This window comes from Streptomyces sp. NPDC086080 (assembly GCF_044540255.1).
Lineage (GTDB): Bacteria > Actinomycetota > Actinomycetes > Streptomycetales > Streptomycetaceae > Streptomyces.
The window spans coordinates 164,444-185,495 of record NZ_JBITRU010000006.1 but is presented as its reverse complement, the minus strand read 5'-3'; the positions used below and the strand labels follow the sequence as shown (position 1 = coordinate 185,495).

The window sequence follows — 21,052 nt, the reverse complement described above, 5'->3', positions numbered from 1 at the left end:
GCACGTCCCCGGGGGTATACGGGCCCGCCCCAACGCCGCGGCGGGCCCGTATACCCGCTTCAGACCACTGATCCGGGCACTCCTGGCAGCTCCTGGCACTCCCGGCACGACGAAAGCCCCCCACCGAAGTGGAGGGCTTCCCTCATACGTACCCCCGACCGGATTCGAACCGGCGCTACCGCCTTGAGAGGGCGGCGTGCTAGGCCGCTACACAACGGGGGCTCGGATCATGCGTTTCCGCAGATCCTGCTGGTCTACCTGGACTCGAACCAAGACTAACTGAACCAGAATCAGTCGTGCTGCCAATTACACCATAGACCAATGATGGTTTAGACCAGTCAGTACCCCCGACCGGATTCGAACCGGCGCTACCGCCTTGAGAGGGCGGCGTGCTAGGCCGCTACACAACGGGGGCCCTAGCGATCCTGCGTCAAGAAGAGAGGGTGCGACCCGATCTCTCCTCGCGGGAAGGATCTGTACCCCCGACCGGATTCGAACCGGCGCTACCGCCTTGAGAGGGCGGCGTGCTAGGCCGCTACACAACGGGGGCCTGCGGATACGCTCCGCGGTTTGCAGATGAGCTCTGCGAGCTGGCCTACCTGGACTCGAACCAAGACTAACTGAACCAGAATCAGTCGTGCTGCCAATTACACCATAGGCCACTGGAACGCAAGCCCCTGAAGGCTTCTTGTTCTAGTTCGACGCTTCGGGACTCCGGCCTTCCGGCCCGCTCCCCGCGGCGCAGGAAGAACATTACCCGAAGGTCGACGGGGCTCCAAAACGAGTATCGGCACGCAGCAGCGAGGGGAGTTCGGCGAGCGAGGCGATACGGCGCGGCCCCACGGGCGGTTCGACGGTCGCGAAGGTGCCCGCGCGGTCGATCCAGACCGACAGCAGCCCGGCGTCGGCGGCACCCCGGCCGTCGATCTCCGGGTGGTCCCCGACGTACGCGACCTGGTCCGGGGAGAGCGCCAGGGCGTCGCAGGCGGCGAGGAACGCGCCGGCCTCGGGCTTGGAGACGCCCAGCTCGGCGGCGCACAGGATGACCTCGAAACGGTCGTGCACGCCGAGCAGGCGCAGTTTGCGGTCCTGGACGTGGAGGCTGGAGTTGGACAGCACCGCGTGGCGGTGGGTCGGAGTGAGGGCGTCGAGCACGGGCAGCACGTCCGGGAAGAGACTCCACGCGGACTCGTAGTGCGTGACGTACCGCCGGAACCAGTCGTCCGCCTCGGCGTCGGTCAGCTCCGGCCGGTCCAGGAAGACCCGGGTGCGGTCGCGCCGCTGCGTCTCGAAGTCCACCTCCCCGGCCGCGAACCGCGCCCACTGGAGCTCGGTGACCTCCCGCCAGCGCACCAGCGCCTCCTCGGCGGTGGCGTACCCGGCGAGCAGCCCCTCGGCGGCCAGATGGGCCCGCATGCCCTCGCGATCGGCGGTGGTGTAGTCGAAGAGTGTGTCGTCCACGTCCCAGACGACGGCCCGGATCACCATGCCACCGACGGTACCCCCGGACCGGCTGGGGGCCCGGGGGTTATCCCCCGATGTGCGCAGCGTCGAAGAGTGTGTCGTCCACGTCCCGGACGACGGCCCGGATCACCATGCCACCGACGGTACCCGGAGACGGCTGAGGGGACGCCCGGACGACTCCGGGCGTCCCCTCACGGGCCTGTGGCTACGCGACCAGCTTCGTCAGGGCCGCGTCGATCCTGGCCAGCGTCTTCTCCTTGCCCAGGACCTCCAGGGACTCGAAGAGGGGCAGGCCCACCGTGCGGCCGGTGACGGCGACACGGACCGGGGCCTGGGCCTTGCCGAGCTTGAGGCCGTGGGCCTCGCCGGCGGCCAGGACGGCCTCCTTGAGGGAGTCCGGGGACGTCCAGTCGGCGGACTCCAGCTTCTCCCTGGCCGTGCGGAGGAGGGCGTCGCTGCCTTCCTTCATCGCCTTGTTCCAGCTCGCCTCGTCGAAGACCGGCTCCGGGAGGAACAGGAAGTCGACGTTGTCGGTGATCTCCGACAGCACCTTCAGGCGGGTCTGTGCGTGCGGGGCGATGGCGTGCCACTTGGCCTCGTCGAAGGCCTCCGGGGTCCACGGAGCGAAGGGGGCCTTGAGCCAGGGGGCGCAGCGCTCGGTGAAGTCCTTCACGTCGAGCATGCGGATGTGGTCGCCGTTGATCGCCTCGCACTTCTTCAGGTCGAAGCGGGCCGGGTTCGGCTGCACGTCGGCGACGTCGAAGGCGGCGACCATCTCGTCGATCGAGAAGACGTCCTGGTCGGCGGAGAGGGACCAGCCGAGCAGGGAGAGGTAGTTGAGCAGGCCCTCGGGGAGGAAGCCGCGCTCCCGGTAGAGGTTCAGGGACGACTGCGGGTCGCGCTTGGAGAGCTTCTTGTTGCCCTCCCCCATGACGTACGGCAGGTGCCCGAAGGCGGGGGTCCGCTTCGCGATGCCCAGTTCGGTCAGGGCCTTGTAGAGGGCGATCTGGCGCGGGGTGGAGGAGAGCAGGTCCTCGCCGCGCAGGACGTGGGTGATCTCCATCAGGGCGTCGTCGACCGGGTTGACCAGCGTGTACAGCGGGGCGCCGTTGGCGCGCACGATGCCGTAGTCCGGGACGTTCTCCGGGGTGAAGGTCAGCTCGCCGCGGACCAGGTCGGTGAAGGTGATCGTCTCGTCGGGCATCCGGAAGCGGACGATGGGCTCGCGGCCCTGTGCCTGGTACTCCTCGACCTGCGCGTCGGTGAGCGCGCGGCAGTGGCCGTCGTAACCGGAGGGCTTGCCGACGGCGCGGGCGGCCTCGCGGCGGCTGTCCAGCTCCTCCTGGGAGCAGTAGCAGCGGTAGGCGTGGCCGGCCTCCAGGAGCTTCGCGGCGACGTCCTGGTAGATGTCCATACGCTGCGACTGGCGGTACGGCGCGTGGGGGCCGCCGATCTCGGGGCCCTCGTCCCAGTCGAAGCCGAGCCAGCGCATCGAGTCGAGCAGTTGGTTGTACGACTCCTCGGAGTCGCGGGCCGCATCGGTGTCCTCGATGCGGAAGACCAGGGTGCCGCCGTGGTGCTTAGCGAACGCCCAGTTGAACAGGGCGGTGCGGACCAGGCCCACATGGGGGTTGCCGGTGGGCGACGGACAGAAACGGACGCGTACGGGGGAGCCGGGTGCGCTAGCCACGCTTGACAACCTTGTTGGTGAGAGTGCCGATGCCTTCGATGGTGACGGCGACCTCGTCGCCGACGTGGAGAGGGCCGACCCCAGCCGGGGTGCCCGTGAGGACGACGTCGCCGGGGAGCAGTGTCATGGCCTCGGAGATGTTGACGATCAGATCCTCGATGGGGTGGATCATCTCGCTGGTGCGGCCGAGCTGACGCTGCCGGCCGTTGACGGTGAGCTGGATCGTCAGGTCGTTCGCCGAGGCGATGTCGAGGTCCGTCTCCACCCAGGGGCCGAGCGGGCAGGCGGTGTCGAAGCCCTTGGCCCGTGCCCACTGCTTCTCGCGCTTCTGGACGTCGCGCGCGGTGACGTCGTTGGCGCAGGTGTAGCCGAAGATCACGTCCTTGACGCGTTCGCGCGGGACCTCGCGGCACATCCGTCCGATGACCACGGCCAGCTCGGCCTCGTGGTGCACCTCCTGGGAGAAGGAGGGGTACTGGATGGCGTCGCCGGGGCCGATCACCGAGGTGGCGGGCTTGAAGAAGGCGAAGGGGGTGTCGGGTACCTCGTTGCCCATCTCCCTGGCGTGGTCGGCGTAATTGCGGCCGAAGGCGACCACCTTGTTGGGGAGCACCGGGGGCAGCAGCCTGACCTTGCTCAGCGGGACCTTGGTGCCGGAGAGCTCGAAGTCCGCGAACGGGATGCCCTTGATGATGTCCAGGACGAGTTCGTCCTGCTTCTCACCCTCGACCGCGCCGAAGGCGACGTTCCCGTCGATGGAGAATCTGGCGATGCGCACGGGATGCTTGTCCCCTTGACCGATCGGCTGGAGTCTGACGCTCCAGGCTAGCGCGGTGAAGCCGGAGGGCTTCGCAATAACGAGGGGCGTCCCACCACGGGTGGGACGCCCCTCGTTGTCGCGCGGAGGGCTTTGAGCGTTTTCCGGCCACCGTGCGTATGGACCGGTGTCAGACCGCGGCGCCTGCCGCGACCGGGATCTCCATGAGGACGGTGCGCTTGGGATTGGCAGTCTGGGCCGGGAGTTCGACGGTGTGCTCCTGCTGGAGGGGCGTCTGCAGATCGTCGGCGCCGTCGAGGTGGGCCAGCGTCGTACGCCGCGGGTTGGCGATCTTGTGGAACATCGTCGTCGTCTTCACTGTTTACTCGACCCTTGTCCTGTTTCACGGGCACCCGAGGGGTCTGTGACCCCGGGCGGGCGCGGGTTGTCGGTTCTGCCGTCCCTGTAAAGCGTCAGGCTAAACATGCGATTCCCCGCCGATCGGGCCGGGTGTGCGTGATCTAGGTGTGAGTTTGCTCACTGACGGAGGGACAAACGGACCAATCCGGGCCTGCTCCACGGGAGCCGGAATCGGGCATTGTGCTCCTGAAGCCACCATTCCGCTCCTGATCATGCCGACTGGGACACGCGACCTCCCCGGGCGGTACGCCCTGATCCTCCGGTTATGGACCAGATCACTTTCTACCCTCGGTGACCCTCCACTCACACCGTGTCACGTAACCCACCTGTAAGGCTGTGGGCCTTGTTGGAGATCCTGCACTGTGCTGGAATTCCACGGACCGCCGCAGGTATCGAGCCGGTGCACAGGGGGCGCACAGACGCGCCGAGTGGCGGGTGAGAAGGGGGAACCAGCGCCGGTCACTCACCATCACCACTGGGGCGTATTCAGGGCGCCCCTATGACGCCGACACCGTGCCTCGCCGTTCACGCGGAGGGGTGCCTGGTTCAGAGGTTGCGACGCTAGTGCAGGGACGTTTCAAGAGGGATGGCAGCGCTTCGGCAGAGCCGGAGCCGCAGGGCGGGACTGGCCCCAAGGCCGTCAGCTCCTCGCCCCAGCACGCCCAGAACCAGGGGCCGACCACGCCCGGGAACCACGGCGAACGGGCAGGTGCCACGGCACCGACGGCACCGCCGGCTCCGGCCGCCCCCAAGGCTCCACCCGGCCCCGGGTCACGAATAGCACTGCGCAACTGGCGCATCTCGACCCGTCTGGTGTCGCTGCTCGCCCTGCCGGTGGTCGCGGCCACCTCGCTGGGCGCCCTGCGTATCCAGCAGTCGATGGACGACATCCAGCAGCTCGACAACATGAAGCTGCTGACGGACATGACCCAGCAGGCCACCGAACTGGCCCACGCGCTCCAGGAGGAGCGCGACCAGTCCGCCGGCCCGCTGGCGCACGGCGGCAAGGGCACCGACTTCGCGGTCAAGGGCCAGCGCGAGAAGACCGACCGCGCGATGTCGAACTTCCTCGACAGCTCCGAGGACATCGACGCCGCGAGCAAGGACGGCAACCTCAAGGGCGTCCGCGACAACCTGGTGCAGATCGCCGGCGACCTGGGCGAACTCGCGAAGATCCGCAACACGGCCTTCCAGACGGAGAAGAACTCCACCCAGACCGTCGAGGGCTACCACCGCCTGATCGAGAACCTGATCGACCTCTCGCAGGACATGGCGGAGGCGACCAGCAACCCCGACATGATCCAGCGCACGCGTGCCCTGGCGTCCTTCTCCTCCGCCAAGGAGTACGCGTCGATCCAGCGCGCGGTCCTCGCCGCGGCGCTGCCCACGAGCAACATCACCAAGGGCGACCTCTCCGAGAACGACCGGCTCTACGCCGAGGGCGCCCTGGCCAGCCAGAAGTCCGAGCTCCGCAGCTTCAAGAGCATCTACGGCGAGGCGAACGCCTCCGTGCTGCTGCTGCCGATCGAGGAGGGCAACAGCACGATCAAGGCCACCGACGAGTACGCCGGCCGCGCGCTGGCCTCGGAGTTCGGTCTCGCCTCGGTCGGCGCCCGCTCCTACCGGGACTGGCTGGACGACAGCTCCACCAAGATCCAGCAGATGAAGAACATCGAGCTCTCCCTGCTCGAGGAGATGGAACAGAAGGCCCGTGAGCTGCGCAGCGCCACCGAGCGCGACGCGATCATCTCCGGTGCGCTGATCCTGATCGTGCTCGGCGTGTCCCTGGTCGGCGCCTTCATCGTGGCCCGCTCCATGATCCGCTCGCTGCGCCGGCTGGAGGAGACCGCGACCAAGGTCGCCCAGGAGCGTCTGCCCGACCTGGTCAAGCAGCTCTCCGAGACGGACCCGCAGGACGTCGACACGTCCGTGGAATCCGTCGGTGTGCACTCCCGGGACGAGATCGGCCGCGTGGCCGCGGCCTTCGACGACGTGCACCGCGAGGCGGTCCGCCTCGCCGCCGAGCAGGCCCTGCTGCGAGGGAACGTCAACGCGATGTTCACCAACCTCTCGCGCCGCTCCCAGGGTCTGATCCAGCGCCAGCTGTCGCTGATCTCCGAGCTGGAGTCCCGCGAGGCCGACCCGGATCAGCTGTCCTCGCTGTTCAAGCTGGACCACCTCGCCACGCGTATGCGCCGTAACGGTGAGAACCTCCTCGTCCTCGCGGGTGAGGAGCCCGGCCGCCGGTGGACCCGGCCGGTTCCGCTGGTCGACGTGCTGCGTGCCGCCGCGTCCGAGGTGGAGCAGTACGAGCGCATCGAACTGGCCTCCGTGCCGACCACCGAAGTGGCCGGCCGGGTCGTCAACGACCTCGTGCACCTGCTCGCCGAGCTGCTGGAGAACGCGACCTCGTTCTCCTCGCCGCAGACCAAGGTCAAGGTCACCGGTCACGCGCTGCCCGACGGCCGTGTGCTGATCGAGATCCACGACACCGGTATCGGTCTGTCGCCGGAGGACCTGGCGGCGATCAACGAGCGGCTCGCCTCGCCGCCCACGGTGGACGTCTCCGTCTCCCGCCGCATGGGTCTGTTCGTGGTCGGCCGGCTGTCCCAGCGCCACGGCATCCGTATCCAGCTCCGCCCGTCCGACTCCGGTGGCACCACCGCACTGGTGATGCTGCCCGTCGACGTCGCCCAGGGCGGCAAGAAGCCGCAGGGCAAGCCCGGTCAGCCGGGTACCGGCGGTGGTGGTCCCGCCGCCGCGCAGGCTGCCGCCGGTGCCGCCGCCGCACGGCGTGCCGCGGGTGCCGGCCAGTCCGCCGGCGGTGCGCTCGGCGCCGGCTCTCCCGGTGGCCGGCTCGGTGCCGGCCAGGGTCCGCGTGCCGCGCTGCCCGGGCGGGACGGCGGTGGCCGTCCCGGTGGCCGGGGACCGCAGGGCCCGTCGGGCAACCAGACTCCGTCGCTGTTCGACCAGGGCGCGCCCTCCGGTCCTCCGCAGGGCCGTCCCGCGCCCGCCGGCGCGGGTGCCGGCTACGGGGCGCCCGGTGCCTCGCAGGGGATGCAGACCCCGGGTCCGCAGGGCAAGCAGGACGGCCAGGACGTCTTCGGTGGCGGCCGGGGCCAGGTCCCGCCGCAGCGCGGCAACTCCGAGCGTGGCCGTACCCCGCAGCTCCCGCCGCGCGGTGCCGGTGCGCGCCCCGAACTGCCCGGCGGTGACCAGCAGCAGCGTGTACCCAGCTGGAGCGACGAGAACGCCCAGCCGCCGGTGCCCCGTGCCTCGCTGGACACCCCGCGTGGTCACGAGGAGCCCGATGTCTCCCGTACCGCGCCCATGCCGCGGTTCGACGACCGGCAGGGTCCCGGCGCGACGTCGGAGATCCCCCGGTTCGACGAGCGGCAGAACACCGGCGCACCCGCCTACGGTTCCCCCGCCACGCAGAACACGGGCCAGTACGCCCGGCCCGGTACGAACGACGCCCAGAACACGGGCCAGTACGCCCGGCCGGGTGGGAACAACGGTCAGAACACGGGCCAGTACGCCCAGCCCGGTACGAACGACGCCCAGAACACGGGCCAGTTCGTCCGCGGCGACATCTTCGGGGGCTCGCAGGGCGGGCAGAACCCCTCCACGACAGGCCAGTTCCCCGCTCCGCAGGGATACGACAACGGCTCGACCGGCCAGTACCCGGCACCCCGCCAGGACAACGGCTCCACGGGCCAGTTCGAGCGTCCGCAGATGAACGGCACGCACGGCGCGGGCCTCGGTGCCCCGCGTCCGCCGGTGCCGCCGGTCCCGCCGTCCCCGCCGCAGCAGCGGCCCGACGACGGGCGCGGAGCGTCCGACGCCTGGGCGCTGCCGCCGGCGACCGGCCCCGGCGACGGTCGTACACCGTTGTACGACACGCTCGAGACCAACTGGTTCCACGGCGGCGGTGGCGCACAGGAGCAGGGCAACGGCCAGGCTCCGGCGCCTCAGCAGTCACCCCAGCAGTCCCAGCCCCAGCAGTCCCAGCCCCAGCAGCCGCAGGGCCCCACCGGCCCGCAGCGGTCCGCCTCCGCCGCCTGGCGCAGCTCGCCCAACGACGAGCTGGTCCGGCAAGCGGAACGCGTCCGGCAACCGGCCGCGGGCGGCGTCACCACCTCCGGCCTGCCGCGCCGGGTACCCAAGGCGAACCTCGTCCCGGGTACGGCTCAGCAGCAATCGCACCAGAGCGGTCCTCAGGTCTCGCGCGCCCCCGATGACGTGCGCGGCCGGCTGACCAATCTCCGTCGGGGTATCGCACAGGGTCGTCAGGCCGGGTCCGCCCAGACCGGCAACTTCCCGCACCCCACTCACCAGCAGGAGCGTTAGTTGAGCCCGATGAGCCAGGCGGCACAGAACCTCAACTGGTTGATCACCAATTTCGTGGACAACACCCCCGGTGTGTCCCACACGGTCGTCGTATCCGCCGACGGTCTCCTTCTCGCGCTCTCCGAGGGCTTCCCGCGCGATCGCGCGGACCAGCTCGCGGCCGTCGCTTCGGGACTGACCTCCCTGACGGCCGGCGCCTCCCGGATCTTCGAAGGCGGCAACGTCGCCCAGACGGTCGTCGAGATGGAACGAGGGTTTCTCTTCCTCATGTCCGTCTCCGACGGCTCGTCCCTGGCCGTTCTCGCGCACCCCGACTGCGACATCGGCCTCGTCGGCTACGAGATGGCGCTGCTGGTCGACCGCGCGGGGGCGGTCCTCACCCCGGACCTGCGCGCCGAACTACAGGGAAGTCTGCTCCACTGATCGGCTCGGCACCACCCGTGTTACCAAATCACCGTCCGGCCGCCACATTCCCCCCACCGGCCCCGTCAGACGGCTTGACTGACCGACTTGCTGTCCCGCCCGGAGGATCCATGACCCCGCCCACCGCCTCTCATGATCCGTACGCGGAGCCGTACGAGGACGAGGGCGACCAGCCACTGGTCCGTCCCTATGCGATGACCGGTGGCCGGACCAGGCCGCGTTACCAACTGGCCATCGAGGCTCTGATCAGTACGACGGCCGACCCGGCAGCGCTCATGGGGCTCCTTCCGGAGCACCAGCGCATCTGCCATCTGTGCCGTGAGGTGAAGTCGGTCGCCGAGGTCTCGGCGCTGCTCAACATGCCCCTGGGTGTTGCCCGGATCCTGGTGGCCGACCTGGCGGAGGCGAGCCTCGTCGCCGTGCACCAGCCGGGCGGCGACGAGACGACCGGCGCCCCGGACGTGACACTGCTCGAAAGGGTGCTCAGTGGACTTCGCAAGCTCTAGCGGCGGGGCGGTCTCCGAAAGCCGCGCCACCACCTCGGCCAAGATCGTGGTGGCGGGTGGCTTCGGCGTGGGCAAGACCACGTTCGTCGGGGCCGTTTCGGAGATCAACCCGCTGCGCACGGAGGCCGTCATGACGTCCGCTTCGGCGGGCATCGACGACCTGACCCACACCGGAGGCAAGACCACCACCACGGTGGCCATGGACTTCGGACGTATCACCCTGGACCAGGACCTGATCCTTTACCTGTTCGGTACGCCCGGTCAGGACCGCTTCTGGTTCATGTGGGACGACCTGGTGCGCGGCGCCATCGGCGCCATCGTGCTGTGCGACACCCGCCGGCTGGCGGACTGCTTCCCGGCCGTGGACTACTTCGAGAACTCGGGGCTACCGTTCGTCGTCGCCCTCAACGGCTTCGACGGCGAGCAGCCGTACACACCCGAGGAAGTGCGCGAGGCGCTGCAGATCGGGCCCGACGCCCCGATCATCACGACGGACGCCCGACATCGCTCGGATGCGAAGAGTGCGCTGATCACACTGGTCGAGCACGCCCTTATGGCGCGTCTCAGGTAGAGCCGAGCCAGAAGCGACATACAGCGGTTGTCGTAGATGTACCGGTGCCGGTTGTGTCCTTTGACACGACCGGCCCTGGTGTTCATAACGTTTCGGCAGAGGAATCGGGGGATGCCGACACGCGACGCGGTCGCGCGGTATCACTGCGCGCACGAACGGCTCGTCTTTTGCCGGAGGTCGCTCCGTATGACCGATTTATCTGGGACTTACATCACTCGAATTCCCCGCCTTCCCATGTTTGGAAGAGCGCTGGTCGGCATGCTGGAATGCTTGAACTGCCCATTAGTCAAAGACGTACTCAGTAGTCGATGGCATGCCGGGCTCTGAGACGCAGCGGCACGACGAAGGTGCCGACCGCCGAGAGGTTGTTGGTCGAGTGAGGCGAAGCAAGAACAGTCCCGAGCCGTCGGCCCGGGGCAACTTCACGCCGCCGCCGCGCACAGCGGCGCCCGCCCCCGTACCCGGTCCCGAGCCCACGGCCGCGCCCGCCCAGAGCGGAGGTCGCCTCTCCCCGCGCAACTGGCGGGTGGCGACCAGACTGAACGCGATCCTGCTCATACCCGTGCTGGTCGGCCTGGTCATGGGTGGATTCCAGGTGAAGAGCTCGATCGACACCTGGAACGAGGCCGAGGACGCCGAGAACACCGCGCGTCTGGTGCAGGCCTCCCTCGTCTACGCCAACGCCCTCTACAACGAGCGTGACGTCACCGCGGTGCCGCTGCTCCAGGGCAAGGGGCAGAACGACCCGGACGTCGTCAAGGCACGCGAAGCCACCGACAAGGCGGCCGACGCCTTCGACGAGGCCGCGCAGAGCATGCCGTCCAAGCCCGGTCTCGAGCGCCGCCTGCGGCTGTTCCGCGAGGGCGAGCCGAAGCTGACCGACCTGCGGGCCGCCGCGTACACCTCCAAGCTGAAGGGCGTACAGACCGAGGAGGGCTACGTCGAGGTCGGCCACCCCCTGATGGAGTTCGCCAACGAACTCGGCCTCGGCACCGGCAACATCACCAGCTACGGACGTACGGTCTACGCGATCTCGCTGACCAAGGCGGCGCTGTCGCTGGAGCGTTCCATCGGCATGCACCTGCTGGTCAAGCCGGGCCCGACCGACAGCCAGCTCGCCAGCCAGCGGGTCGCCCTCACCTCGTACGCCTATCTCGAGGGCATCGCCATCGAGGAGTACAAGGGCGGTGGCACCGAGGCCGACGCGGCCAAGCTGGAGGAGACCGCGCAGCGGATCCAGGCCGAGGGCGCAGCCATGGCCAGGGCGGCCGCCGAGCAGGACCCGGACTATGTTCCGCCGCCCGCCAAGCCGGAGACGATGATCTCCGAGGTCGGGCGCCTCTCCACCACGGACCCGGCCGCGCGCGCCGAGCTCGCCGAGAAGGGCATCACCCCCGCCAACTGGTGGGCCGTGAACACCCTCAAGTTCGACGGCTATCAGGAGATCGAGTCGGATCTGGCCGACGCCGCGGTGACCGAGGCCGCCCAGATCGCCGACGACGCCCAGCGCGACGCCTTCATCACCGGTGCGGCCGTCGTCATCGCCCTGCTCACCGCGTTCATCCTGGCCGGCATGGTGGCCCGCCAGATGAGCCGCTCCATGCGCCAGCTCCGCAACGCCGCCTTCGGTATCGCCGAGCAGCGTCTGCCGATGCTGGTCGACCAGCTCTCCCGGACCGACCCCGGCCGGGTCGACACCCAGGTCGCGCCGATCCCGATCTCCTCCACTGACGAGATCGGCGAGGTCGCCCGGGCCTTCGACCAGGTCCACCGCGAGGCCGTCCGGCTCGCCTCCGAGCAGGCCCTGCTGCGGGGCAACATCAACGCGATCTTCACGAACCTGTCGCGCCGCAACCAGTCGCTGATCGAGGGCCAGCTGACCCTGATCACCGACCTGGAGAACAACGAGGCCGACCCGGACCAGCTGGAGAACCTCTTCCGTCTGGACCACCTGGCCACCCGTATGCGCCGCAACGGCGAGAACCTCCTGGTCCTCGCCGGCGAGGAGCCCGGCCGCCGCTGGGACCAGCCGGTGCCGCTGGTCGACGTGCTGCGGGCCGCCTCCTCCGAGGTGGAGCAGTACGAGCGCATCGAGCTGTCCGGCGTTCCGGAGGCCGAGATCCACGGCCGCGCGGTGACCGACCTCGTGCACCTGCTCGCCGAGCTGCTCGAGAACGCCACCACGTTCTCGTCCCCGCAGACCAAGGTCCGCGTCACCGCGACCCGTCTGCCCGACGGCCGCGTGATGATCGAGATCCACGACAAGGGCATCGGCCTCACCGCCGAGGACTTCGCGGACATCAACCACAAGCTGGCCAACCCGCCGACCGTGGACGCCGCGATCTCGCAGCGCATGGGTCTGTTCGTGGTCGGCCGGCTGTCCGACCGGCACGGCGTCCGGGTCCAGCTGCGTCCCTCGGGCGAGCAGGCCGGCACCACCTCGCTGGTCATGCTGCCCGACGCGATCACCCACGGTGGTGGCGGCGAGCAGCAGCAGCAGCCGGACCGCGACGAGTTCACGGTCTCGCAGATCATCCCCGAGCAGCACTTCCAGGGTGAGAACTTCAACCAGCAGCCGCTGCGCACCGCCGCGGAGCTGGGCTTCGACGACAGCCGCTACGCGGAGGTCCCCGACGACATCCGCGATCTGGACCCGGTCGGCCGTTCGCTGCTGCGCGGGGAGCGCCGGGCGGCCCTGGAGTCCCAGACGGGGTCCGAGGAGTCCGAGCCGACCGCCGCGAACGCCCAGGAGGCCCCCGAGGGGGCCGGCTACCCGGACGAGTTCGCCGTCCCGCAGGGCTACGACGACGGCCAGGGTTACCAGGACGACGGCCAGGCTTACGAGGTCAACGGCCAGGGCTACAACGGTCAGGGCTTCGACGGGTTCCAGCAGCAGCAGGGCGCCGGGTACGACCAGCAGGCGTACGACAACGGGCAGCAGACGGCGTACGACGATCAGCAGCAGCAGTCGTACGGCGAGAGTTACTACGCCCAGAACGGCCACCTGCCGCAGAACGACTCCTTCTCGTCGGGCGGTGGATACCAGGACGCCTCCTACGCGGAGCCGGCCCAGGGCGACCACGCGGCGGCGGGTGCCGCCGACGGCTTCCCGGCCTTCACGGACCGGGGTCAGCAGGACGACTGGCCGCAGGACGGCTACCGCAACGGTTACCCTGCCCAGTACCCTGCTCAGGCCCCGGATGCGGAATCAGCGCAGGCCTCTGACGTACGCGAGCAGGACGGCGTAGGCTTCGAGCGTCCGGGACCTGCTGCCTCCGAGGGTCACGACCTGACCAACGCCGGGCTTCCCCGCCGCGGATCCACCGCGAGCGGTGCGAACGGCACGGGTGGTGCACCTCGCGCGACCCCGGAGCCGCCTGCCTCCCGTGCGGAGAGCAACGGCGACAGCGGCTGGCGTTCGGCGAACGACGAGCGCTGGCAGCAGGCATCGTCGCTGCGGAAGCCCAAGGCAGGCGGAGTGACCTCCTCCGGTCTGCCGCGGCGGGTCCCCAAGGCCAACCTGGTCGAGGGAGCCGCCGAAACCACACCTCAGGGAGGCCCACAGGTCTCCCGCGCCCCGGAAGACGTCCGGGGCAGGCTGAGCAACCTGCGTCGCGGTGTCCAACGGGGCCGCAACGCGGGCAGTGAAACGAACGGCCAGGGCCTCGGTCCTGACAGCACCTACAACCAGGAGCGTTAGTGTGAGCCCGATGAGCCAGGCGGCACAGAACCTGAACTGGTTGATCACCAACTTCGTGGACAACACCCCGGGGGTGTCCCACACGGTGGTGGTCTCCGCCGACGGACTCCTTCTGGCAATGTCCGAAGGCTTTCCTCGCGACCGCGCCGACCAGCTCGCGGCTGTCGCCTCCGGTCTGACGTCCCTGACGGCAGGCGCCTCCCGGATCTTCGAGGGCGGCAGCGTGAACCAGACGGTTGTGGAGATGGAGCGGGGATTCCTCTTCCTCATGTCCATTTCCGACGGTTCGTCGCTCGCGGTTCTCGCACATCCTGAGGCGGACATCGGCCTCATTGGGTACGAGATGGCCCTTCTGGTCGACCGTGCCGGTACGGTCCTGACACCGGACCTCCGTGCGGAGCTGCAAGGGAGCCTGCTCAACTGAAGGACGATCGGTGCGGTTCGGCGTCCTGGGGCCGTAAGGTTTCGGGACGCGGCTCCACAGTGATAGGTGCCAGGCACAGTCGGAGGAGGAGACAGTGGCAACACCCCCAGGCGGTTCGTCGTCGGGCAACTGGTCGTACGGTCCCGTACAGGGCCAGAACGACGGTGGCCAGAGCGGGTACGGCTACCCTTCTGCCCCGGACCACCGGCAGCCGTACGCGCCGCAGGGCCCCGGCCCTTCGCCGTACGACCAGCCGCACGCGCCCCGCATCCAGCCCGTGCAGCCGCAGCGCCGCACCCCCGAGCCGGCGCCCGCAGGGGCGTCGAACAACCCCCTGGTGCGCCCGTACGCGATGACGGGCGGCCGCACCAGGCCGCGGTACCAGCTCGCCATCGAGGCACTGGTGCACACCACCGCGCAGCCGCACCAGATGCAGGGCCAGTTGCCCGAGCATCAGCGGATCTGCCACCTCTGCCGGGAAATCAAGTCGGTGGCCGAGATCTCGGCCCTGCTGACCATCCCTCTCGGCGTGGCCAGGATCCTCGTCGCCGACTTGGCGGAGGCGGGACTGGTCGCCATCCATCAGCCCGGCGGCGACGAGAACGCCGGCGGCCAGCCAGACGTGACACTGCTCGAAAGGGTGCTCAGTGGACTTCGCAAGCTCTAGCGGCGGTCCTTCCCGCTCCACCACCTCGGCGAAGATCGTGGTGGCGGGTGGCTTCGGCGTGGGCAAGACCACGTTCGTCGGGGCCGTTTCGGAGATCAACCCGCTGCGCACGGAGGCCGTCATGACGTCTGCTTCGGCAGGCATCGACGACCTCACCCACACCGGGGACAAGACGACCACGACGGTCGCCATGGACTTCGGCCGCATCACCCTGGACCAGGACCTGATCCTGTACCTGTTCGGTACGCCCGGTCAGGACCGCTTCTGGTTCATGTGGGACGACCTGGTGCGCGGCGCCATCGGCGCCATCGTGCTGGTGGACACCCGGCGTCTCGCCGACTGCTTCCCGGCGGTCGACTACTTCGAGAACTCGGGGCTGCCGTTCGTGATCGCCCTCAACGGCTTCGACGGCCAGCAGCCGTACAACCCGGACGAAGTCCGGGAGGCTCTGCAGATCGGTCCGGACACGCCGATCATCACGACGGACGCGCGGCATCGTGCCGACGCGAAGTCGGCGCTGATCACTCTCGTGGAGCATGCGCTGATGGCCCGCCTCCGCTAGCGGCTGCCGCCGGGGCGGGCCGGCCACCCCGCCTTTCGCCGACGCAGCCACCCCGCACGGCGTCCCGCCGCCTGGGGCGGCCCGTACCTGCGGCTTCCCAGGCTGCCTGCGTTCACCTGCCGCCGCCTGCGGGCAGTCGTACCCCCAGGGCGATGGGGGTCCCCCCGCTCGAGCGAGGCCGAGAGTGGGGGAGGGTGGGCGCAGGCGGCACCCCGTGACGCCGGGCTGCGTGACACCCCCCGGCCCCGTGTCTGCCGGGTACTTGTGCAACGCCGGGTGCGGATTGCATGGGGTTGAGCGCGCGGTTCCCCGCGCCCCTGGGGGCGGGACCCGTGTATGCCGGGTGCGGATTGCATGGGGTTGAGCGCGCAGTTCCCCGCGCCCCTGGGGGCGGGACCCGTGTATGCCGGGTGCGGATTGCATGGGGTTGAGCGCGCGGTTCCCCGCGCCCCTGGGGGCGGGACCCGTGTATGCCGGGTGCGGATTGACTGGGGCAGGGCGCGCAGTTCCTCGGGCCCTTGGGGTGGAATGGGCAGGGCCCCTCCCGTGTGGGAGGGGCCCTGTCTGTTGCGTGGCGGAGGTCAGCGCCAGCTGTGCGGCGCGCGGAAGCCCGGCTCTCGTTCCAGGCGGCGCCAGCCGGCCCGCGCCCGGCCCTGGTGAGCGGGAGCCGACGCCGGCGTCGCCGCCCGCGCCAGCAGGATCGCCGTGATCGCGGCGACTTCCTCGGGCTCGGCGTGGCCCTTCTCGACACGGATGTCAGATGTGGTCATGGCTCTCAGTCTCCCTGGGAGAGATGTCCGCCGTGTTACTGCGGCGGGTTGCCGTGCTTACGGGACGGCAGATCGGCGTGCTTGGTCTGCAGCATCGCCAGCGAACGAATCAGCACCTCACGCGTCTCCGCGGGGTCGATCACGTCGTCGACCAGACCGCGCTCGGCCGCGTAGTAGGGGTGCATCAGCTCGGACTTGTACTCCTTGACCATGCGGGCCCGCACGGCGTCGGGGTCCTCGGCCTCGGCGATCTGCCGGCGGAAGATGACGTTGGCCGCGCCCTCGGCGCCCATCACGGCGATCTCGTTGGTCGGCCAGGCGTAGGTGAGGTCCGCCCCGATGGACTGGCTGTCCATCACGATGTAGGCGCCGCCGTACGCCTTGCGCAGGATCAGCGAGATCCGCGGCACGGTGGCGTTGCAGTACGCGTACAGCAGCTTGGCGCCGTGCCGGATGATGCCGCCGTGCTCCTGGTCGACGCCCGGGAGGAAGCCGGGGACGTCCAGGAAGGTGAGGATCGGGATGTTGAAGGCGTCGCACATCTGGACGAAGCGCGCGGCCTTCTCGGACGCCTCGATGTCGAGCACGCCCGCCAGTGACTGCGGCTGGTTGGCGACGATGCCGACGACCTGGCCGTCCATCCGGGCCAGCGCGCAGATGATGTTGCGCGCCCAGCGCTCGTGGACCTCCAGGTACTCGCCGTCGTCGACGATCTCCTCGATGACCTTGGCCATGTCGTAGGGCCGGTTGCCGTCGGCCGGGACCAGGTCCAGCAGGACCTCGCTGCGGCGCTCCGCCTCGTCGGAGCACTCCACGCGCGGCGGGTTCTCCCGGTTGTTCTGCGGGAGCAGCGAGAGGAGGTAGCGCACCTCGTGGATGCACGTCTCCTCGTCGTCGTAGGCGAAGTGGCAGACGCCGGAGGTCTCGGCGTGCACGTCCGCGCCGCCGAGGCCGTTCTGGGTGATCTCCTCGCCGGTGACCGCCTTGACCACGTCCGGGCCGGTGATGAACATCTGCGACGTCTCACGGACCATGAACACGAAGTCGGTGAGGGCGGGGCTGTAGGCCGCGCCGCCCGCGCACGGGCCGAGCATCACGCTGATCTGCGGGATGACGCCGGACGCCTTGGTGTTGCGCTGGAAGATGCCGCCGTACCCGGCGAGGGCCGACACACCCTCCTGGATGCGGGCGCCGGCGCCGTCGTTCAGCGACACCAGCGGCGCGCCGGCCGCGATGGCCATGTCCATGATCTTGTGGATCTTGGTGGCGTGGGCCTCGCCCAGCGCGCCGCCGAAGATCCGGAAGTCATGGGCGTAGACGAAGACCGTGCGGCCCTCCACCGTCCCCCAGCCGGTGATCACACCGTCGGTGTACGGCTTCTTCTCCTCCAGACCGAACCCGGTGGCCCGGTGCCTGCGCAGCTGCTCGACCTCGCGGAAGGACCCCGGGTCCAGCAGCAGTTCGATGCGCTCCCGCGCGGTCAGCTTGCCCTTGGCGTGCTGCGCCCGGGTCGCCTTCTCGCTCGGGCCGGCCAGTGCCTGCGCACGGATCTCGTGCAGTTCGGCCACGCGTCCACGCGCGTCGGCCGGCTCACCTGGCGCCTCATCCAAAACGGTCATGCAGTGACCTTACGAAGCACACCGGGGAATGCGAGCCGTCGACTCCTCACAGTCTCCGGGGCGTTTTCCTGGTACCACTGAACAGAACCGTGGCGACACGCAGGCGTTCCGACTGCTCAGAGGGCGTTCGGCTTGTAGAAGTCACACAAAGACGTCACCTGAGAGCCGCCTCACATTCATGCGTGGCGCATGCCGCCGCGAGGGTGACACGCGGCTTCGGCCCGGGAAGCCGGTGCCCGGGTTTCCCAGGGAGTGCGGGTCCTTCAGCGGCCCGCGCCCCGGGTGGTGCCGGACATTCTCCACCGGTTCACCCGTTCGGGTCGCCCGCTCACGCAGAGCGTAGCGGTACGGCCGGGGCGGCGGAGCAGCGCACTCCCGCGGAGCCGGCGGGAACCCCGACATGCGGGCGCCGCCGGCCGCGCCTGCGGGTCAGCCGAAGCGGTGGAGGAGTCTGCGGTAGAGGTTCGGGGTGAGGGCGCGTACCCGGCCCGGGAGGGTGAGCCAGGCGGGGATGTACGTGTCGTCGCGCGACCGGGAGACCGCGTCCCAGACGGCGGCGGCGACCCGGCCGGGCGAGGTGGGCCGTGGGTGGGCGCGATGGTACGGCCTGCCTCGGCGGGCGAAGAAGCCCGTCTCGACCGGACCGGGCACGATCAGGCTCACGCCCACACCCGTACCGCGCAGTTCCTGCCGGAGCGCCTCCGCGAACGCGGCGAGTCCCGCCTTGGCGGCGGAGTACACCGCCTCTTCCCGCACTCCCACGCTGCCGGCCACCGAGCCGACGAGCACCACGCGGCCCCGGCCTGCCGCCACCATGGCGGGCAGCACCTCCCGTACGAGGTGCAGTGTCGCGTTGAGATCCAGGAAGAGCACCCGGTCGATGTCGGTGTGCGGCATGGTCAGGAACGGGCCCGCCCAGCCGATGCCCGCCCCGGCGACCAGCACGTCGATCCGGCCGGCCTCCCGCAGCGCGGCCTCCGCCAGCAGCTTCGCCCCGTCCGGGGCGGCGAGGTCGGCAGGCAGCAGGACCGCCGAGGTTCCGGACGCCGTCTCCTCCAGCCGGCGCCGGTCCCGTCCACTGAGCAGCAGGTGCCAGCCCCCGGCGGCGAAGCGCCGCGCGGTGGCCGCGCCGATGCCCGAGGAGGCGCCGGTGACGAGGGCGACCCGCCGGTCCGTGCGCGGCGGTCCGTGCCGGCGTGCCCCCGTGCGGGCGGCGGCGCGGGCGGCACCGCGTTCCGGGTCCGCCGGGGGGTCGTAGGTGGGGCCGGAGCCGGTGGTGGTCACGAGTCGGTCTCCCCTGCGCTGTCGCTGCGGTCCTCGTCATCCAGGACACCCCGGGCCCGTCGTACCCCGCCAGCGCTGGAGCCCGTCCGTCCGCCCCCGCGACGCCCGCCGGACGCGGAACCCTTCCCGGTCGGCGCGCGGAGCACCGGTCCGCCGGGGCCCGGTACGCCGCGCCTCAGGACCACTCCTGCGTGCCAGGGATGCGGCCATGCGGGCGTACGGGGCGTACGGGGCGCGGTCCGCCGGGTTACGAAGGGGGCGGCATCCTTCCGTGTCCGGTTCGTCCGGCCCCCGTGACGAGGTCCCTCATGCGTCTGCTGCTCGTCCATCCCAGCGCCCTGATGTACTCCGAGATCTTCCTCCGGCTCGAGCCCCTCGGCCTGGAGCGGGTGGCGGGCGCCGCCCGGGAGGCGGGTCACGAGGTCCGGGTCGTCGACCTGCAGGTGCTCGGTGTGCGGCAGTTGCGCGACGAGGTGCGGTCCTTCCGGCCGGAGGCGCTCGGCATCTCACTGAACTATCTGGCGAACATCCCCGAGGCGATCGCGCTGGCCAAGAGGGTGAAGCAGGAGGTGCCGGGCTGCTTCGTGTTCCTCGGCGGGCACAGCGTCTCCTTCGTCGCGGAGGAGGTCATCGAGCAGGCGGCGGGCGCGGTCGACGCGGTGATCCGCGGCGAGGGGGAACCGGCCGTCGCGCCGCTGCTGGAGGCGGTGCGCGACGGCGGTGTGCAGGGTGTGCCGGGTGTCGTCACGGCCGCCGGACGCGGCCCCGCGCCGCTGATGCTGCACAGCATCGACGAACCGCTGCCGGCCCGGGATCTGATGCGCAACCGACGCCGCTACTTCATCGGCGAGCTCGATCCGTGCGCCTCGATCGAGTTCACCCGCGGCTGCCCCTGGGACTGCTCGTTCTGCTCGGCGTGGACCTTCTACGGCCGCAGCTACCGCAAGGCGTCACCCGAGGCGGCGGCGGAGGACCTGGCGAGGATCCGGGAGCCCAACGTGTTCATCGTGGACGACGTGGCGTTCATCCGGCCGGAGCACGGGAACGCCATCGCCGCCGAGGTGGAGCGGCGCGGCATCCGCAAGCAGTACTACCTGGAGACCCGCTCCGACGTCCTGCTGCGTCATCCCGAGGTGTTCGAGCGGTGGGCGCGGCTGGGGCTGCGCTACATGTTCCTCGGCATGGAGGCGATCGACGCCGAGGGGCTCGACCTGTACCGCAAGCGGGTCAGCCCCGACGAGAACATGAAGGCCCTGGAGACGGCCCGCCGACTCGGCATCAGGGTCGCGATCAATCTGATCGTGGACCCGGCCTGGGACGAGGAGCGCTTCCGCGTGGTGCGGGAGTTCGCGCTGGCCGTGCCGGAGATCGTGCACTTCACCGTGATGACGCCGTACCCGGGTACGGAGATCTGGCACACCGAGTCGCGCCGGCTCACCACCAGGGACTACCGCCTCTTCGACATCCAGCACGCGGTGGTGCCCACGAAGCTGCCGCTGGCGCGGTTCTACGAGGAGCTGGTGCGCACCCAGGCGGTGATCAACCGCAAGCACCTGGGGATGCGCACGGCGTTCGGCGCGGCGCGGGTGCTCGCCCGCAATCTGGCGCACGGGCAGACGAACTTCGCCCGCATGCTGTGGAAGTTCAACCAGGTGTACAACCCGCGCCGGCAGCTCGCCGACCACGCGCGGCCGGTGCGCCACGAGCTGCCGCTGCCGCAGCCTCTGGACGTCGGCGACCGGCGCGCGCTGTACATCCACACGCGGGACACCGGCCGGGGCGCGCCCGCCGGATCCCAACCGCCGAGGACGTAGCCGGCCCCGCTCCGAGGCCGTGTGCGGCCGG

The 21,052-nt window shown here is 70.0% G+C and carries 16 protein-coding genes and 5 tRNA genes; 9 read left to right on the top strand and 12 right to left on the bottom strand.

Features of this window, described 5'->3' with window-relative positions; translation table 11 throughout:
- Positions 1-149: 149 nt before the first annotated feature.
- The 9 genes from ACIF9R_RS10285 to ACIF9R_RS10245 all read right to left on the bottom strand — a co-directional run bounded on the left by ACIF9R_RS10285 (position 150) and on the right by ACIF9R_RS10245 (position 4,290).
- A tRNA-Glu gene (locus ACIF9R_RS10285) sits at positions 150-222 on the bottom strand.
- A gap of 27 nt (positions 223-249) precedes the next feature.
- Positions 250-321: transfer RNA gene (locus ACIF9R_RS10280), tRNA-Gln, on the bottom strand.
- Between the two features lie 21 nt (positions 322-342).
- Positions 343-415: transfer RNA gene (locus ACIF9R_RS10275), tRNA-Glu, on the bottom strand.
- Between the two features lie 62 nt (positions 416-477).
- Positions 478-550, bottom strand: a tRNA-Glu gene (locus tag ACIF9R_RS10270).
- A gap of 40 nt (positions 551-590) precedes the next feature.
- A tRNA-Gln gene (locus ACIF9R_RS10265) sits at positions 591-662 on the bottom strand.
- Positions 663-753: 91 nt separating this feature from the next.
- The gene (locus tag ACIF9R_RS10260) at positions 754-1,488 is read right to left on the bottom strand and encodes an HAD family hydrolase (RefSeq protein ID WP_399977011.1); all 735 of its coding nucleotides are present in this window, start codon (positions 1,486-1,488) and stop codon (positions 754-756) included.
- 181 nt (positions 1,489-1,669) lie between these two features.
- Positions 1,670-3,154 (bottom strand): glutamate--tRNA ligase, encoded by a 1,485-nt coding sequence (gltX, locus tag ACIF9R_RS10255; protein WP_399977009.1) that lies wholly within the window; start codon positions 3,152-3,154, stop codon positions 1,670-1,672.
- Positions 3,147-3,932 (bottom strand): fumarylacetoacetate hydrolase family protein, encoded by a 786-nt coding sequence (locus ACIF9R_RS10250; protein WP_399977007.1) that lies wholly within the window; start codon positions 3,930-3,932, stop codon positions 3,147-3,149. Before ACIF9R_RS10250 ends, gltX begins: the two co-directional genes overlap by 8 nt.
- Positions 3,933-4,101: 169 nt before the next feature.
- Positions 4,102-4,290 (bottom strand): hypothetical protein, encoded by a 189-nt coding sequence (locus tag ACIF9R_RS10245; protein WP_399977292.1) that lies wholly within the window; start codon positions 4,288-4,290, stop codon positions 4,102-4,104.
- Positions 4,291-4,895: 605 nt separating this feature from the next.
- Here ACIF9R_RS10245 and ACIF9R_RS10240 point away from each other — a divergent pair.
- From ACIF9R_RS10240 to ACIF9R_RS10205, 8 genes are all read left to right on the top strand, one after another.
- Positions 4,896-8,681, top strand: a complete 3,786-nt coding sequence (locus ACIF9R_RS10240) for a nitrate- and nitrite sensing domain-containing protein (protein WP_399977005.1) — start codon at positions 4,896-4,898, stop codon at positions 8,679-8,681.
- A 9-nt stretch (positions 8,682-8,690) separates the two neighbouring features.
- Positions 8,691-9,104 carry a roadblock/LC7 domain-containing protein gene (locus tag ACIF9R_RS10235; RefSeq protein ID WP_037933198.1) on the top strand — a complete coding sequence of 138 codons (414 nt, stop codon included), beginning with the start codon at positions 8,691-8,693 and terminating at the stop codon, positions 9,102-9,104.
- Between the two features lie 110 nt (positions 9,105-9,214).
- Entirely contained in the window at positions 9,215-9,610 is a 396-nt protein-coding gene (locus ACIF9R_RS10230) for a DUF742 domain-containing protein (RefSeq protein ID WP_399977003.1), read from the top strand.
- A complete protein-coding gene (locus ACIF9R_RS10225) occupies positions 9,591-10,181 on the top strand; it encodes an ATP/GTP-binding protein (protein ID WP_215207012.1) in 591 nt (196 codons plus the stop codon). Before ACIF9R_RS10230 ends, ACIF9R_RS10225 begins: the two co-directional genes overlap by 20 nt.
- A gap of 376 nt (positions 10,182-10,557) precedes the next feature.
- Entirely contained in the window at positions 10,558-13,881 is a 3,324-nt protein-coding gene (locus ACIF9R_RS10220) for a nitrate- and nitrite sensing domain-containing protein (RefSeq protein WP_399977001.1), read from the top strand.
- Positions 13,882-13,891: 10 nt separating this feature from the next.
- The gene (locus tag ACIF9R_RS10215; RefSeq protein WP_030948713.1) at positions 13,892-14,305 is read left to right on the top strand and encodes a roadblock/LC7 domain-containing protein; all 414 of its coding nucleotides are present in this window, start codon (positions 13,892-13,894) and stop codon (positions 14,303-14,305) included.
- Positions 14,306-14,399: 94 nt separating this feature from the next.
- Positions 14,400-14,972 carry a DUF742 domain-containing protein gene (locus ACIF9R_RS10210; protein WP_399976998.1) on the top strand — a complete coding sequence of 191 codons (573 nt, stop codon included), beginning with the start codon at positions 14,400-14,402 and terminating at the stop codon, positions 14,970-14,972.
- On the top strand, positions 14,953-15,534 hold the full coding sequence (locus ACIF9R_RS10205) for an ATP/GTP-binding protein (RefSeq protein WP_009314218.1): 582 nt from the start codon (positions 14,953-14,955) through the stop codon (positions 15,532-15,534). Before ACIF9R_RS10210 ends, ACIF9R_RS10205 begins: the two co-directional genes overlap by 20 nt.
- Before the next feature lie 581 nt (positions 15,535-16,115).
- On the opposite strand, the gene ACIF9R_RS10200 is transcribed toward ACIF9R_RS10205, so the two are convergent.
- The 3 genes from ACIF9R_RS10200 to ACIF9R_RS10190 all read right to left on the bottom strand — a co-directional run bounded on the left by ACIF9R_RS10200 (position 16,116) and on the right by ACIF9R_RS10190 (position 19,207).
- Positions 16,116-16,304 (bottom strand): acyl-CoA carboxylase subunit epsilon, encoded by a 189-nt coding sequence (locus tag ACIF9R_RS10200; RefSeq protein WP_399976995.1) that lies wholly within the window; start codon positions 16,302-16,304, stop codon positions 16,116-16,118.
- 35 nt (positions 16,305-16,339) lie between these two features.
- On the bottom strand, positions 16,340-17,923 hold the full coding sequence (locus ACIF9R_RS10195; protein ID WP_399976993.1) for an acyl-CoA carboxylase subunit beta: 1,584 nt from the start codon (positions 17,921-17,923) through the stop codon (positions 16,340-16,342).
- Between the two features lie 429 nt (positions 17,924-18,352).
- Positions 18,353-19,207 carry an SDR family NAD(P)-dependent oxidoreductase gene (locus ACIF9R_RS10190; protein WP_399976991.1) on the bottom strand — a complete coding sequence of 285 codons (855 nt, stop codon included), beginning with the start codon at positions 19,205-19,207 and terminating at the stop codon, positions 18,353-18,355.
- A 308-nt stretch (positions 19,208-19,515) separates the two neighbouring features.
- On the opposite strand from ACIF9R_RS10190, the gene hpnR reads away from it, so the two are divergent.
- Positions 19,516-21,021, top strand: a complete 1,506-nt coding sequence (gene hpnR, locus ACIF9R_RS10185; protein ID WP_399976989.1) for a hopanoid C-3 methylase HpnR — start codon at positions 19,516-19,518, stop codon at positions 21,019-21,021.
- Positions 21,022-21,052: the final 31 nt, after the last annotated feature.

Coding starts and splice junctions, on each gene's coding strand:
- hpnR (WP_399976989.1), top strand. CDS start 19,516: ATGCGTCTGCTGCTCGTCCATCCCAGCGCCCTGATGTACTCCGAGATC.
- ACIF9R_RS10200 (WP_399976995.1), bottom strand. CDS start 16,304: ATGACCACATCTGACATCCGTGTCGAGAAGGGCCACGCCGAGCCCGAG.
- ACIF9R_RS10230 (WP_399977003.1), top strand. CDS start 9,215: ATGACCCCGCCCACCGCCTCTCATGATCCGTACGCGGAGCCGTACGAG.
- ACIF9R_RS10195 (WP_399976993.1), bottom strand. CDS start 17,923: ATGACCGTTTTGGATGAGGCGCCAGGTGAGCCGGCCGACGCGCGTGGA.
- ACIF9R_RS10235 (WP_037933198.1), top strand. CDS start 8,691: ATGAGCCAGGCGGCACAGAACCTCAACTGGTTGATCACCAATTTCGTG.
- ACIF9R_RS10215 (WP_030948713.1), top strand. CDS start 13,892: ATGAGCCAGGCGGCACAGAACCTGAACTGGTTGATCACCAACTTCGTG.
- ACIF9R_RS10260 (WP_399977011.1), bottom strand. CDS start 1,488: ATGGTGATCCGGGCCGTCGTCTGGGACGTGGACGACACACTCTTCGAC.